The sequence below is a fragment of the Psychrobacter sp. UBA3068 genome, assembly GCF_002366815.1.
GTDB lineage: Bacteria > Pseudomonadota > Gammaproteobacteria > Pseudomonadales > Moraxellaceae > Psychrobacter > Psychrobacter namhaensis.
The window spans coordinates 129,400-145,107 of record NZ_DFBY01000010.1; the positions used below are offsets into that span (position 1 = coordinate 129,400).

Genomic DNA, 15,708 nt, shown 5'->3' on the forward strand with positions numbered 1-15,708 from the left:
ATTGCTGCTATCAACACTATGTTTATTTTTAATAAGGATTGTTATGAACGCGATTGCCACTTACCAGTATGAGACATTACAAGTTAGTATCACTGATAACATACTAACGGTTACCCTAAATCGTCCGCACAAAAAAAACGCCATGAGCTTTCAAGTAGTAAATGAGCTGATTGCAGTGGCAGGTCGTATTAGCAAAGACAAAACAATACGAGCGGTCATTTTAAATGGAGCGGAAGCGACCTTTTGTGCGGGCATTGACTTGGGTGATTTAAACCATCCAAAAAACCAAGCATTTGCCGTGTGGGAGCTTATAAAACCATGGCAGAGCTCATTTCAACGAGTCTGTCTTGTTTGGCGCGATGTGCCTGTGCCCGTCATTGCGGTACTAGAAGGTTATTGTATTGGTGCAGGTCTACAGCTGGCATTAGCGTGTGATGTACGAGTCAGTCATCCTGATTGCAAACTGTCTATCATGGAAGCCAAGTGGGGCTTAGTACCGGACATGGGGCTGACCCAATCTGCGTTTGGGGTGGTGCGAGAAGACACCTTAAAAGAGCTGGCCATGAGTGCACGTATCATTGATGCCAGTAAAGGCTGCGAGCTGGGTCTTATCAGTCATTGTAGTGAGACGCCGCTTGAGCAGGCGCAAAAGCTCGCTGCTGAATTTGCAGAGCGTTCTCCGGATGCTGTGCTGGCGAGTAAGCGTATCATCAATGCCATGCATCAGCAGCCTAAGGCCACTTTATATAAAGAGAAAGTATGGCAGCTAAAAATGATGCTCGGTCGCAACCGTAAGCTGGCGCTCAGAAAAGCCAAGCAAGCCAGTACGGTATTTGGCAAACGTCAGTTCCGTTAATCGATCCTAACAAGAGAGGCATTAAACGTTTGGCCCTATTTTGAGGCATTTTTCTGATGGTGTTTGGTGGTTGAGATTTGTTTTATTAACGTCATGCCACTATTGAAGTATAAGCGACGCTAGTACAATATAACCCTGTCATAACATTGTCCGTTTGCACAGATGCATACAGAGGTGCACGGCTTTGTGAATAGCCGCTGATTTCTGTACTAGGGCATGTCCTCGGTTCAATCGATAGTCATCTAAATGGACTAAAAATGGCTAAATTTTGTCAAACAGCGTCAAATAGCTGGTTAATATCTCGATATTATCTGCGCTCTTTTCCTTGTTTGCCTGCACTTTATCTCATTTTTATCACCATTTTTAATATGAGGACACGCCCTAATAACCGCTAACGAAAAAGACAACATGAATAATAAAATAATAACCACTATATAAAACGGTCTAAATATGTCTGCTCCAAAATCTACCCTCCCCAATAAACCCATCGCCTCTGAGCGTGTGCGTTCTGCTGATTTGCCTGTCGCATGGATTATGATGCTTGGGCTTATCGTAGCGGTAGGACCATTATCTATCGATATGTATCTGCCAGCACTACCATCAATGGCCGATGACTTTGGCGTCTCCACGGCCTTTATGGCCAACTCTGTACCAGCGTATTTTTTGGGATTGGTGTTTGGTCAGCTGTTTTACGGCCCCTTTAGTGATCGCGTTGGCCGAGTTAAGCCCTTATATATTGGTATGACGCTGTATGTCATCGCTTCCGTTATTTGTGCGAGCACTAATAATGAATATGTGTTGTTTTTTGGACGAACCATACAAGCACTTGGCGCTTGTGTGGGCGCAGTGGTTACACGTGCCGCCATTCGTGATCGCCTGACGGCCAAACAAACCGCCAAAGCATTTTCTATTATGATTTTGGTGATGGGCTTAGCCCCCATATTAGCCCCATCGCTTGGTGCCCTATTTTTACAGTTTTTTAGTTGGCACTCTATTTTCTGGTTTTTGGCAGCCTTTGGTACGCTCAACCTATTACTCACTAAATTTTTCTTTTTTGAGACATTGACTGAAGAAAACCGTAATGTGCGCCCTGCCAAAGAAGTGCTCAGTCAATATTGGGACTTATTAAAAGACCCCACTTTTAATTATCCGGCGATTGGCGGTGGCCTGTTGATGGGGGCCATGTTTGTCTACATCAGCTCGGCCTCTGAGCTGATTATGGATACCTATGGTGTCTCAGCGACCCACTTTGGTTGGCTGTTTGGGATGAATGCTGCAGGCTTTGTGGGTCTGACACAGATGAACCAATGGCTGACCAACCGCTTTCGTATTTTAAGTATTTTACGCTTTGGTGCCATGATGCAGGTTATTTCTGCGGGTGTGTTGTTTATGGTCGGCCTCTTTTTGGGTACGGATGCGTGGCTGCCCTTGGTACTTGCCTGTATCTTCTTTTGTATCGCAGGTTTGGGTTTGACACAGCCGAACGCCTCTGCCATTGCGTTAGCCTTCCAAAAACGCCGTGCTGGTATGGCAAGTGCGCTACAAGGCTCGCTTATGTTTTCAGTTGGTATTTTTGGTGGTTTATTACTAAATCTATTTCCGGTCAATCCCGTACTGAAGATCGGTATAGCTATGTTTGCTCTCATGAGCCTTGGTTCCTTTTTAATCTGGCAAATAGACCGTAATTTAAATCTTGATGATGCTGAGTAAGCGCTAAGTATTACGCTTCTTACACCACATTCTAAAAGTACTCATACATCCTATGTATAAGTACTTTTTTTATGGCCCTTTCATTCTTTTGACTGTATACCAACGCCCTCCTAAAAGTATATGGACTATAAAATGGCCACTTTATTAGCCCAAACTACCGTCGGTTTCTTTTAAAAACGCTAGCAGCGCTCCCTACTAGCCAAGTCTCCTTTATAAACAGCTACCTATAGATATGAAGTATTATCGCAGTCTGATCTACCCATAATAAATTGTATGTAATAACTAAACATAATTATTGCAATCGCAAATTTACCCAAGTATTATCGAACGTAACTTTCTGTAAGAAAATATTGTAGAAATATTACCTAACCTTGCTAGATTGTCATTCCTTAATATGTACAACAACGTTAAGTTTAAAGGGTAGATTATGGTGCAGTTATATCGCGTGTTACCAATGGTATTGAGTGTGGGCTTATTTGGCTGTGGTAACTCTGCCACCCAAGAAAATGCCAGTGCGACTGGAAGCCCAGTCACAGAAAAAAAAGACAGTTTTGTTAGTCAGTTGCCTGATACCGCCCCCACTGTAAAAGTGGCGACCACAGGCACGATGCCTCCGTTTTCGTTCCAAGATGACTACGGCAATATGCAAGGTATTGATATCGATTCAATTCGTGCGATTGGTGAAGAACAAGGGTTCAAAGTCGAATTTTACAAAGAAACGTGGCAAAACATGTTTGATAGTGTGGCGTCAGGGGGTCGCGATTTAGCAATCTCAGGTATTTCTTATAAAGATGACCGCGCCGAAAAATACGGATTATCTGCGCCTTACTTTTTTAACCCATCCTCTATCATGTACGCAAAAAGTGATGTGACCATCAATGGCATAGAAGATTTGCAGGGTATGCACGTCGCTGCTATGGAAGGCTCAAAACAAGAAGATCAGCTCAATGCCATGGGCAAATATAGTCAAATGACGACTCGTAGCACGGCCTTTTTATTGTATGAAGATTTGATGCAAGGCAAAGTCGATGTCATTTTGCACGACTTACCGATCTTACAGTTCACCGCAAAAAACCATCCAGAATATGATGTCACCATCGTGCCTTATGAGGGAGAGGATAACCCATCAGCGCAGCAAGTTATCTTGATGGCCAAGGGCAATAATGAGCTCATTAATAAAGTGGACGAGGGTATTGTGAAGCTTAAAGCAAAAGGGACGTTTAAAGAGATTGAAGAGCGCTGGTTGGGTGTAGATACCTCTGCTGACAAGAGCACTTCTGCCACCAATACTAAGCAAGTGAACTAAGGAGTTCTAAAGATGGCAACCACACCTCATGTTGACAATAAGCGCTATCAAGGTCTAATTGTTTCAATTGCCCTATTTTTATCGCTGATTGGTGCTTTGCTAGCGTTTACGTTTTATACCTCAAATTTATTAGAAAGAAACACGGCGCTGATTGATCAAACCAACCAAGTTGCTAATAGTGCGCAAGCGGTAATCAAAGATCTCTTTGACTTAGACAGTAGTTATGGTGAGGATACCAAATCCCCACACATACAACGAGTGCTGAGCCGCTTGGAGCAAAACACGGCGCTGATTACCAGCTCTATGACTGCTATTGAACAAGGTGGCACGATCACTGATGCTGAGGGCAATACTTATGATTTGCCAAACATTGATAGTAAGGCGCAAGCCAACGTTGCTGCCGCTAATGAGCAGTGGCAAGCGCTAGAACCTAAAATCCAAACGTATCTTAAAGATGCTGACAATGTCATGGTGCCCTCTGCCGATGCGTTGACGCAAGCGGTTGAGCAGGCCAAGACATCCAGTTTGTTTATCAACGATTCGTTAGACAATCTGACGAAAGACGTCTTCAATAGTGCAGAGCGTCAGGCGACGACCATTCGTCTTATTCAGGTACTTGGTGTTGCCGCTATCTTTACGTACTTCTTAATCTTTGTTTTCTTCTTTGTGCGCCGCTTACGGGAGACGGATGCCGAAGCATTTGCCGCTCGCCGCGAAACGCAAGAGATTATGCAAACGGTCAATACGGGACTATTCTTGCTTGATAAAGACCTCAATATTGGTCAGCAGCACTCTCGCGCACTCAACGACATTATCGGTGCTGATCGTTTGGCAGGCGAGAACTTTACCAATGTCTTGCGTGGGCGTATTTCTGATAAAGACTTGAAGACCACACAGCAGTTTATTGAACAGCTTTATAACCCCCGAGTCAAAGAAAAACTGGTGGATTCGCTCAACCCGTTGCATAAAGTGATGCTCCACAACACCGCTGGCAGTAAAGCGTTGAACAATCGCTTCTTAGATTTTAAGTTTTCGCGTGTTTATGACAACAAAGACATTGCCCGTATTTTGGTCAACGTCAACGACGTGTCAGACGCCGTTTATCTAGAGCAGCGCCTAGAAAAAGAGCGGTCGCAAAACGATATGCAGATTGAGATGCTCACCACCATCTTGAATGTGAATCCAAAGATCATCAACGAGTTTATTACCAACACTCAGATGCACATCGAAAAGATGAACAACATCTTAAAAAATCCGGGTAGTTCACAATACGAGCTAGAAGGTAAGCTAAAAGCCATCTATCGCGAAATGCATAGCCTAAAAGGGGAGGCGTCTGCGTTAAAGCTGCACAGCTTTACCAAGATTGCCTCAGATGCAGAAGACAAACTACATGCGTTGCAAAATCAAGGTCAGCTATCGGGTAATGATTTCTTGCCATTGGCCGTACATTTAGATGACTTGTTAAGTCTATCAAACACTATTGCCACCTTGGGTGAACGCATCAACCGTTCAGCCCCAGCCCCAGCCCCAGCCCCAGCCCCAGCGGCTATGCAAGCGGCCACCGCACCAACACCGCTTGCCGCAGATAACGACATCGTAAAAAACAGCGTCTCAAAAACGGTCGTTACTGAAAGTCAGGCAGCAAACCACTCAATCGGTAGTATAGATATGAATGGTGGTCAGGACATCGATCTGGACGGTGACGCAGAAGATGATCGGCTGTCTTTTTACAAAGACTTTGCTAAAGACATTGCCACAAGGCAAGGTAAGCAAGTACAGCTCAAGAGTAATACACTGACACAAGCGGACATCCCAGCGCATCTTGCCAAGCCGATCAAAGAGATTAGTATTCAACTCCTACGTAATGCGGTGGTGCATGGCATCGAAACACCAAGTACTCGTCACTCTGCTGGGAAGGCCGCGGTCGGGACGATTGATTTGGAAGTAAAAGACAACGGGTCAGATTTTACGCTGATGGTGCAAGATGACGGTCAAGGTATCAATTATGATGGCATCCGTACCAAATTAAGCAAAGAAGGCCGTTTTAGTGCCGAAGAGGCAAATCAGCTCAGTCAGGGTGATTTACTTAAGCAACTGTTTTCCTCTGGTTTCTCTACCAAAGAACACGCAGATGAAGATGGCGGCCGCGGTGTTGGGCTTGACATCATTAAAGCACAAGTAAAAGATTATGATGGCAAGCTGAATGTGAATAGCGAGCTGGGTCAGATGACACGGTTTGTTATTACGTTACCAAAAGCTTAATTAAAATTAAAAACCGTAGGTACATTGTCAAGGACGACAAGGCCTTCATTCAAGGTAATAGATAAGTTATGCATAAGTTAATGATTGTTGATGATTCAAATATTATTAGAAACCGTATTCAGCGCGCGTATGATTCAGGCCAGTTTATGTTGGTGGCCACGGCCACCAGTGGTGTTCAGGCCATCGAAAAGTTCAATGTCCATCGTCCTGATGTGATCACCATGGACTTGACCATGCCGCAAATGGATGGACTTGAATGTATTGAAAAAATCATTGCGATTGATCCTGAAGTCCGTATCTTGGTGGTGTCAGCCTTGTCTGACAAAGCCACTGGCATTGAGGCGTTGTCGTTGGGTGCCAGCGGCTTTTTATGCAAGCCTTTTTCAGAAGAAGAGCTTGTAGAGTCTTTGTATGAGCTGATGCAAGACTAACACCATTCATCGACCAAAGCAGATGTCACTATGAAAGAACAAAAGCTACAGATTTTTTTAAGTATTATCAGTCACTATTTTGATCAGTTCGGTGGAGAAGAGCTCGTCGCTGATACCCCTTACTTGTTAGAGAACAAACAGCCAAAAGTTCATGACTATACGGGTGTGATCGGTATCTCAGGTGGACAAAAAGGCGTGGTGTATTTTTCGGCAACCCATCAATTGCTGTCTTCTATATTGGACAGCATGGGTGAGACTGATAAAAGTGAGGCCAATTACATAGATTTGGCAGGCGAGGTGGCCAATACCATCGCGGGTAATGCGCGCAAAGAGTTTGGTTCAGAGTTTCATATCTCTGTGCCGTTTGTGTTCAAAGGCTCTCCGCAAAGCATTGTATTGCCGAACGACGAGCGTTCTTTTATCATCCCCATCACTTGGCGCTCGCAAGTTGGCGAGATTGTGGTTTGTTTGCAGGATTAATGATCCTGCCACCACGTAATACAGATGGATACTAATATATTATGGTTAAAGTAGAAAAATTGGGTGTGTTCCTCAGTTCAATTAACGCATTTTTTGCCCAGATTGATGGCTCAGAAGTGGCGATTGACACCCCTTATTTGAACAACAATAAAAGTGCAGTTGGTTATGACTATAGCGGCATCATCCAGATATCAGGGCCGCTTGCAGGCTGTGTGTATGTGAGTGCGCCGAGTGTGATGTTGCGAGAGGTCATCAAAGTGATGGGCGAGCCTGATTCCTCCATTACCATGATGAAAGATTTGTTGGGGGAAATGGCCAATACCATCTCTGGTAATGCTCGTACTGAATTTGGGTCAGAGTTTATTATCTCGCCGCCTCATATCGTTGAGGGGGCACCAAGTGTGTCTTACTTGTCAAAAGATCGCCAAAGTTATGTCACCCCATTTACGTGGCGTGGCTATAAAGCGGTCATTGGTATTTGTATCACATAACCTGATGTACGCTGAGCCAACCAAAGCGAGAGGGTTGAGCGTTAAGTGGTCTAAAAACAAGCTAACCATTAAAAGCGATGCTGCGGTGTCGCTTTTTTTGTCTTTTGATACGGCTGTACTTTTGTTTTTATCGCATTGTCACGCGCCTAATAAACTGCTGGAGGTTTTAATCGATAATGTGATAAAATACAGCGCAGCTATTTTTATAATTCGCTTTATAGTTCAGGTGTGAGTATGTTGCTGACCTCTGACGATAGCTTCTTTTTTAAACCAACCAATGACACACACATCATGGCAAAAAATTGCTGGGTGTTTGGCGACTTGATTAATTTGTGAACCGTTAGTACTTTACTGATAAAAACGAACCGGTAGCAGATGCGTGTCGCTAGATAGGCAGTTTTTGTGATGTGGAGGCATAACCCAACCAATAGGATATATTCACATGGCTACAAAGAATCCAACCAAAATCGAAATGCGCGACTTACTACAAGCCGGCGCTCACTTTGGTCACCAAACACGTTTTTGGAACCCAAAAATGGGTCCATATATCTTCGGTGCCCGCAATAAGATTCACATCATCAACCTAGAGCACACCGTAAAAGCGTTTAACGAAGCATTGACTTACGTAAACGGCTTAGCTGCTAAGAAAAACAAAGTATTGTTTGTTGGTACTAAACGCGCTGCAAGCGGCATCGTTCGTGAGCAAGCAGCTCGCGCTGGCATGCCATACGTTGATCATCGCTGGTTAGGTGGTATGTTGACTAACTGGAAGACACTACGTCAGTCAATCAACCGTCTAAAAGAGCTTGAGAAGCAAGCAGAAGATGGTACTTTCGCGAAGCTAACCAAGCGTGAAGCGTTAGAGCGTACTCGTGATATGGAAAAACTTGAGCGTTCACTAGGCGGTATCAAAGACATGGGCGGCCTACCTGACGCAATCTTCGTTGTAGACGTAGATCACGAAGCGATCGCTATCAAAGAAGCCAAAAACTTGGGTATCCCAGTGATCGGTATCGTTGATACAAACTCTAGCCCAGACAACGTTGATTACATTATCCCAGCGAACGATGATGCGATCCGTGCTGTGACTTTGTATGTGACGTCTATGGCTGATGCGATCATCGCTGGTAAAGAATACGCACAGACTCAAGCTGGCGGTAAAGCTGAGCAAGCGCCTGCTGCTACTGACGAAGCACCAGCTGCTATTGAACAGCCAGAAGAAGCGCCTGCTGTAAAAAACCCAGCAGAAGCACAAGCTGATCTATAAGACTCAGTAAATAGCGCTATAATGGACAGGTTGCCTTGATAGTGTCGCTATCAGGCATCCCTATAGTGCCGTTAACAGCGTATAAGCTTATAATAGGCATGATGTAGTTTTACTCGTCATGCCTTGTTGTTAATGGACGACTCGTTCATAGGCGAGTATTGTCGCTTATGTTGGCGCCTGTTAGACACAATATGTGTTAAACGAGCACCAAAAGTGTTTTCATGACTACAACAGGCGACACTATGCAAACGAGCAGTAAAAAGACATCAAGTAAAAATTAAGCTCTCCCATACATAACTATACTAAGGTAACTCTTATGTCAGAAGTAAAAGTATCTGCCAAAATGGTAAAAGAATTGCGTGACCGTACTGGTCTTGGCATGATGGAATGTAAAAAAGCGTTAGAAGAATCAAACGGTGATGTTGAAGTTGCCATCGATAACTTGCGTAAGTCTGGTCAAGCAAAAGCGGCCAAAAAAGCAGGTAACATCGCAGCTGACGGCGCTATCATCATTGCTCAAGGTGACAACAAAGCATTCTTGTTAGAAGTTAACTGCCAGACTGACTTTGTAGCAAAAGATGACAGCTTCACTGCCTTTGCAGAAAAAGTGGCTAACCTTGCGCTAGAAAACAACGTAACTGACGTTGCTGCCATCTCTGCATTGCCTTATGGCGATGGCCAAACTGTTGAAGAAGCTCGTGTGTCACTCGTACAGAAAATCGGTGAAAACATCCAAATTCGCCGTGTTGAAACGCTAGAAGGCGCTAACATCGCATCTTACCGTCATGGCCTACGTATTGGTGTTGTGGTTTCTTATGAAGGTGGCAACGCTGAGACTGGTAAAAACCTTGCCATGCACATTGCTGCATTCAACCCTGTTGCTGTCGATGACGAAGACGTGGCAGCTGACGTACTAGCACGCGAAAAAGACATCATCGAAGCCAAAGCAAAAGAGTCTGGTAAGCCTGACAACATCGTTGAAAAAATGATCGAAGGTGGCCTACGTAAGTACCTAGACGAAGTAACTTTACTGCGTCAACCGTATGTCATGGACAACGAGAAAAAAGTTGGTGACGTACTAAAATCTGAAGGCGTAAAAGTACTTGGTTTCAAACGTCTAGAAGTTGGTGAAGGCATCGAGAAGAAACAAGAAGATTTCGCTGCTGAAGTTGCTGCCACTCAAGCCGCTAACAAGTAAGCGGTAGACCATACTGTGAGTGTTAAATAAGTTTTTATTTGACACGTAGAGTTTGGCGTTTAAGCATAAAAAAGCCCGTTAATGTATTAACGGGCTTTTTTTATGTCTGGTTTTTGGTCTTTTAGCTGATCGTTTTGTCTTTATGTTAGCGTAATGCGGCGTAGGCTGAATTGCTATAACTGGCGTTATTGTTACTGCTGGTGCCGTAGCTGACATTTTGCAGCCCACCGCTTGTGGTATTCGCATTAGTCATTTGATTGCTAGCACTCATACTAGCACCCGCCAGCCCTGCATCATTCTTATATAAGCTATGGTAGCGGCTCATGACTCTTTGGACGTAGTTACGCGTTTCTTTAAAAGGGGGAATGCCACCGTACTTATCGACATTGCCTTCGCCAGCGTTATAACCGGCGACCGCATGTTCGATATTGTTGTTGAAACGGCGCATGAGCCAAGCGATGTATTTGGCTGAGCCTTCAATATTGTCAGCAGGGTTCCACGGGTTGCTCACATTAAAGCGGCGAGCCGTTGCTGGCATCAGCTGCATCAGACCTTGCGCTCCCACGGGCGAGCGTGCATTTGGATTAAACGCTGACTCAGTATGCATCATTGCCTTCATAAGGGCAGGGTCGACGCCATGGCGATTGGCAGAGGCGCGAATATAGTTGTCATAAGCGTTACGGCTACCACTATTGCTAGCAGAGCTGCTACCGTAGTTATTACTGCTACTACTGCCGTCATACATCTTAGAGTCTTTGTAGTAAGTCACTTTTACTTTTTTGGTAAATTTATCAAAGTTGCCACTTGGATTGACATTAGTCAGTAGGACTTGTCCGCCTTTATCTTTATAGATATACATATTCCCTGCTTGAGCGGCAATGGGTAAGCTAGATAGGGCAACGGCGGTGAGTAAAATAGGAGACATGCAGCGGGTAACTAAAGTTGCAACGTTCATCATAGGGTTATCACTTTTTATCGAGTAATAGCAAATTGCTTTGCCTATAAGCGCGTCGTTTTGCGCGTTTAAGCGGTTATCGGGTTCGCAGGACTTTATAGCCATAACAGCTCTGATGATCTCGCAAAAACCACGGCTAACTAAAACCACTTGCAATAGATACAAAAAATAATAGTTGTTTACTATAACATATAATAAGTTTTTGACGCAGACAAATGCCAAAATAACGTTAGATAAATCAACACGCTATGGCGTTCCCTTCCATTATGTGAGTCACTCACTCAGCCTTTATAATACAATAAAACCTTGTGCACGTTTAAACAGTGGTAGTCCAAAAGACAGAGCAAAAGGCAGTACAAATGGGGCGTCTCAAAGGCTAAGACGCCACGTTAATCTAACGATATAGCGCGCTTAATGACTAAGCACACTGATAAAAATCGGTACCCAGACAGCGGTGACTAGCCCATTAACTGCCAGTCCAAACGCCGCATAACGCCCAGCAGTGTGACTAATCTGCCACGCTTCTACGGTGCCAAAAGCGTGAGCGGCCAAACCAAGGGCTAGGCCTTTAGCACGATCATCATCGATACCGCGAAATAAGAAGCGCGCCAAACTCCCTCCCAGTAGTCCTGAGACAATAATAATTAAGTTTGCCATTGCTAGTGGGGCTTTAATCAAATCTGCCACACTCAGGCCAATGGGTGTCGTCACTGAACGGGTAGCAAAGGCTAGGATCGTGTCATGACTTAACGAAAACAGATAAGCCAGTGACATCGGCAATAACGCGCCAACGACACTGGCAAGTGCGACGATTAACGTGAGTTTTTTGATGGGTAGCCCTTTAAAATTCATCGCGGCCAGCGGTACTGCTAGTAGTACCGTGACGTATCCTAATAGATGATCAAATACAGGCTTGGCCACACCGTAATAGTGATTGTAATCCCATTGCAGAATGAACAAAAACACGAGGACCAATACAAGCGCCGTAATGACCATCGGCAACCATGAGAGCTTACGTGCCAAGACACGGGCTATCACGTGGGCTGCTAAGGTTAACAATATCGCCGCAAGGGTTGCTGTAAACACACTATCAAAACTCATAAGATTTCCTTATTCACACAGCTCACGGCTGTCCCTTGTGCTCGTTCACGGTGGTGTGATCGTTACTCGTATCGTGATTTAGCCAGCGATTGGCAAGTATGGCCAGCCCCCAAAGTGGTATGAGTGTACTAATGATCATCGTTAGCATCACGCCCCATAGCTCATCACCTAAGGCAAATAGCAATAAGCCTGCGCCAGCGGAGACGGGCAAGAAGGCAAAGCCGCTATCGACCAATAAGGTATTACTGGCTTGGGTCAGCCAGCTTGGTAACCCTTTGAGCAGTCGCCACGTCATCAAAATAAAGAACATCGCGACCAGCCCGACGATGTTGGCCGCTTTTTCTATGCCAGCCCACTGACAAATAATAACGGCAGACTCACGGACAAAGATGACCATCGCTAAGGTCAAGATGACTGCTAGCCACAGCGGCAAAGGGGAGGAGGGAGTAGATTTCATAAGAAATTCTGGCCAAGTCAGAGATAAGTAGAGTAGCAACAAGAGGCAGTATAGGTAATAGTGCCTTAATAAGGATGGCTTATACATCAATATTTGTTGAATACGTAACAAGCGATTATATAGAGAGTAGGCAAAATTATAAAGTTTATAGGGAATAGGGCTTTTTTACTTTGCGAAGACTGTAAAAATCTAGAAGCTGAAAAATCTAAAAACTAAAAATCAAACACATGCCATAAAAAAGGATGATATCGACTGATATCATCCTTTTATTATCTACCACTAGCTGATAACGTGACTTTGAGACACGAGCAGTTTTAAAAAGCTGGCCACTGAATCAACTCTGGGAGTCAGGCGTTGGTGTTTCTTTCGCTGCTGACATCTCTACGTTTTCGTCTACAGAGTTTAGCGCATCGAACTCGTCAAAAGCCTTCTCATGCGCTTCAGTCATGGTGGGCGCTTCACTAACATCCGGTTTTTCGAACGCTTCAAGTACTGGCATCAGTAGGGTTGCCTGTGCTAACGGTAGTACATCTATAGGATCTAAGTCAGCTTGACCCAGCAGTTGTCTTAGCCGCTCGCTTGGCAAACGGATGGTCAAGCACTCATGACCATTATCATCGTAACTTTCTTCTAAGATGACGCCCAGCTCATACAAGGTGTTTTTAAGTTGTCCCGCATTATAAGGCAAGGTCAAATCAAAGGTCGTTAAATTACCTGTCAGCAACTGCTGGACAGCGAGCGACAGTGCTTCCATGCCGAGGTTTTCTCTAGAAGACACATAAACGCGATTCGGTTGACCTTCGCTAGCATAACCGATATGTGCAGGCTCATCGGTCAAATCAATCTTATTATAGACATTGAGCACTGGCACATCATTGTCGATTTCAGCCAGTACAGCTTTCACCGCTTGGATTTGCTCATGCATATCTTCACTTGAGGAGTCGATGACGTGCAGCAGCAAATCGGCTTCTAGTGTCTCCTCCAATGTTGCATGAAAAGATTCGACCAGCTCATGCGGTAGATGACGGACAAAACCCACGGTATCGACTAATACCACTCGGCCCACGCCTTGCCAGTCTAAGCGGCGTAATGTAGGATCTAGCGTGGCAAACAGTTTATCGGCAGCATAGATGTTTTCATCGACCAAACGATTAAACAGTGTAGACTTGCCGGCATTGGTATAACCAACGAGTGAGATGGTTGGCACGTCAGATTTTTGACGACGAGCACGGCCTTGGGCGCGGGTTTGACGGACTTTTTCTAGCTTGCTTTTTAGCTGATTGACGCGAGTTTGTAGCAAGCGACGATCCGTCTCCAGCTGGGTTTCACCAGGTCCACGCAAGCCAATACCGCCTTTTTGACGCTCCAAATGCGTCCAACCACGTACCAAACGTGTCGAGAGATGGTTCAGCTGCGCCAGCTCAACTTGCAGCTTACCTTCGTAGGTACGGGCACGCTGAGCAAAAATATCTAAAATCAAGCCGGTGCGATCAAGGACGCGGCATTTGACCAAGGCTTCAATATTACGCTCTTGTGAGGGCGATAAGCTATGGTTAAAAAGGACGATATCTGCATCGTGTTCGCGCACCAATTCTGCGATTTCTTCTGCTTTACCGCTACCCACGAAATACTTGGCATCAGGGCGTGAGCGTGAGCCTGTCACCAGCGCCAAACGATCTGCGCCTGCTGAATCTGCCAACAGTTCAAACTCACTAAGATCATCAGGATCTTGAATTTGGCGGATGTCTAAATGTACGATAATGGCGCGTTCGCCACCTTCATGTCTTTCAAAATAATCCAAAGAGTATCACCTATTCAATAAAATAAATATATCGTTATTATCAATTCAGTAAGCCAGCTCAGTAAGCCTCAGTACGCTTTGACATAACGTTCATATGATCCCTTATATAGGGCCTTATCACTTGATATTAAAGCGTATTATCATAATTAGCGATGGTTTTATGTTACAACGGCAATGATTGGATGTCTTATTCTCAAATGGATCGCTGTAACCAGCACATACTCTTATTGTGACGAGGGTCAACACACTAACAAAAGCCATCTATAATTCAGTGCACAAATCGTCACTGACTGACTGAATTTTGTTATACTCATGGCGCTTGTTTAAGATATATAATCATAAGTTTTTTAACCACGAGGGACACAGATGAGCCAATCTAAGTCAGGCTTTTCACTCAAACGACAATTGGGCCGCGGCAGACAAATTGCTGGCATGACCACGACAATCGCTGGGGGCATGCGCGCCGCTCAACGTATCGGGGCGTTTAAACAGCCACCACGCGAAACGCTGCCACGCTATATCCAGACGTTTTGTCGCAAAATGGCCGGCTCTTTTGGCGTAAAGGTTGTAGCCGTTGAGCCAGTAGAGCAGCATCATGGTTTATGGGTATCTAATCATGTGTCGTGGATGGATATTCCTGTGGTAGGCACGCTAAGCCCTGCTTTCTTCTTGTCCAAAGCTGAAATTGGGGATTGGCCTATCTTTGGTAAGCTGGCCCATGCGGCAGGTACGGTATTTATTGAGCGTGGCTCTGGGGATGCAGGTTCGGTCGCAGCGCAAATAGCCAGTTTTTTGACCGAAGGGTTCTCGGTGATCTTTTTTCCAGAGGCAACCACGACGGATGGTAAAAAAATCAAGCGCATACATGGCACATTGCTACAAGCGGCAATCGACGCCGATGTCCCTGTTCGTCCGCTCATTATCTCTTATGTCAATAAAGATGGTACTCTAAGCGAAGCGTTACCCTATTACGGTAAGCTTACGATGAAAGACAGCATAAAAAAGGTGCTCGATAGCAAGGATGTCACAGCCTATGTCTTACCACTTGAGCCGATAGATCCTAAAGGGCTGAATAAAAGTGAGCTGACCAATTTATTGCAAGCACGGATGCAAGAAGGTCTGGCTGAGCTACATTCTCGGGTATTGACGAAAGCCTCTAATGCTTAACTTCTCGTTTAAGTGAGAAAGCAGACGCAAAGAAAAAGGCGCCAATCGCAGTGATAATACTCGCGATTGGCGCCTTTTTTTATTTAGTCAGTTTAAAACAAAGAATGCTCTACTGATAAAAATGACTTACTGGGATGAAATTTTCTCGCTTGCTGTGCGCTATGCCAGACAGAGGCTTCAAAAAATTCATCCCAGTAATTAAAGTAAATCATCAAAGCTTAATAGT

14 protein-coding genes are annotated in these 15,708 nt (G+C 44.8%); 10 read left to right on the forward strand and 4 right to left on the reverse strand.

Translation table 11 applies throughout. The annotated features are described in order from the left end of the window. Window positions 1–43 precede the first annotated feature (43 nt). The 9 genes from B2P60_RS02360 (at window position 44) to tsf (ending at window position 10,001) form a co-directional block, all read left to right on the forward strand. Window positions 44–856, forward strand: a complete 813-nt coding sequence (locus tag B2P60_RS02360; RefSeq protein WP_198334187.1) for a crotonase/enoyl-CoA hydratase family protein — start codon at window positions 44–46, stop codon at window positions 854–856. A gap of 450 nt (window positions 857–1,306) precedes the next feature. Next, the gene (locus tag B2P60_RS02365) at window positions 1,307–2,566 is read left to right on the forward strand and encodes a multidrug effflux MFS transporter (protein WP_286739241.1); all 1,260 of its coding nucleotides are present in this window, start codon (window positions 1,307–1,309) and stop codon (window positions 2,564–2,566) included. A gap of 427 nt (window positions 2,567–2,993) precedes the next feature. Further along, complete coding sequence (locus B2P60_RS02370) at window positions 2,994–3,872, forward strand: substrate-binding periplasmic protein (protein ID WP_286739243.1); 879 nt, start codon at window positions 2,994–2,996, stop codon at window positions 3,870–3,872. A gap of 12 nt (window positions 3,873–3,884) precedes the next feature. Further along, complete coding sequence (locus tag B2P60_RS02375) at window positions 3,885–6,134, forward strand: ATP-binding protein (protein WP_286739245.1); 2,250 nt, start codon at window positions 3,885–3,887, stop codon at window positions 6,132–6,134. A 68-nt stretch (window positions 6,135–6,202) separates the two neighbouring features. Further along, the gene (locus B2P60_RS02380) at window positions 6,203–6,565 is read left to right on the forward strand and encodes a response regulator (RefSeq protein ID WP_045443633.1); all 363 of its coding nucleotides are present in this window, start codon (window positions 6,203–6,205) and stop codon (window positions 6,563–6,565) included. A gap of 30 nt (window positions 6,566–6,595) precedes the next feature. Then, entirely contained in the window at window positions 6,596–7,045 is a 450-nt protein-coding gene (locus B2P60_RS02385) for a chemotaxis protein CheX (protein WP_230709074.1), read from the forward strand. A gap of 41 nt (window positions 7,046–7,086) precedes the next feature. Next, on the forward strand, window positions 7,087–7,536 hold the full coding sequence (locus B2P60_RS02390) for a chemotaxis protein CheX (protein WP_193004657.1): 450 nt from the start codon (window positions 7,087–7,089) through the stop codon (window positions 7,534–7,536). A 442-nt stretch (window positions 7,537–7,978) separates the two neighbouring features. After that, window positions 7,979–8,803, forward strand: a complete 825-nt coding sequence (gene rpsB / locus B2P60_RS02395) for a 30S ribosomal protein S2 (RefSeq protein WP_193004656.1) — start codon at window positions 7,979–7,981, stop codon at window positions 8,801–8,803. 316 nt (window positions 8,804–9,119) lie between these two features. Continuing rightward, window positions 9,120–10,001, forward strand: coding sequence for a translation elongation factor Ts (gene tsf / locus B2P60_RS02400; RefSeq protein ID WP_286739250.1), 882 nt, complete (start codon window positions 9,120–9,122; stop codon window positions 9,999–10,001). A gap of 145 nt (window positions 10,002–10,146) precedes the next feature. On the opposite strand, the gene B2P60_RS02405 is transcribed toward tsf, so the two are convergent. The 4 genes from B2P60_RS02405 to hflX all read right to left on the reverse strand — a co-directional run bounded on the left by B2P60_RS02405 (window position 10,147) and on the right by hflX (window position 14,315). Continuing rightward, window positions 10,147–10,959, reverse strand: coding sequence for a lytic transglycosylase domain-containing protein (locus B2P60_RS02405; RefSeq protein WP_193004654.1), 813 nt, complete (start codon window positions 10,957–10,959; stop codon window positions 10,147–10,149). A gap of 408 nt (window positions 10,960–11,367) precedes the next feature. Continuing rightward, window positions 11,368–12,057 (reverse strand): LrgB family protein, encoded by a 690-nt coding sequence (locus B2P60_RS02410; RefSeq protein ID WP_193004653.1) that lies wholly within the window; start codon window positions 12,055–12,057, stop codon window positions 11,368–11,370. Window positions 12,058–12,079: 22 nt separating this feature from the next. Further along, window positions 12,080–12,514 carry a CidA/LrgA family protein gene (locus B2P60_RS02415; protein ID WP_230709080.1) on the reverse strand — a complete coding sequence of 145 codons (435 nt, stop codon included), beginning with the start codon at window positions 12,512–12,514 and terminating at the stop codon, window positions 12,080–12,082. Window positions 12,515–12,848: 334 nt separating this feature from the next. Then, window positions 12,849–14,315: a ribosome rescue GTPase HflX gene (hflX, locus tag B2P60_RS02420; RefSeq protein WP_286739251.1), complete on the reverse strand. Its 1,467-nt coding sequence runs from the start codon at window positions 14,313–14,315 to the stop codon at window positions 12,849–12,851. Window positions 14,316–14,681: 366 nt separating this feature from the next. Here hflX and B2P60_RS02425 point away from each other — a divergent pair, with 366 nt between their 5' ends. After that, a complete protein-coding gene (locus B2P60_RS02425) occupies window positions 14,682–15,482 on the forward strand; it encodes a lysophospholipid acyltransferase family protein (RefSeq protein WP_286739253.1) in 801 nt (266 codons plus the stop codon). Window positions 15,483–15,708: the final 226 nt, after the last annotated feature.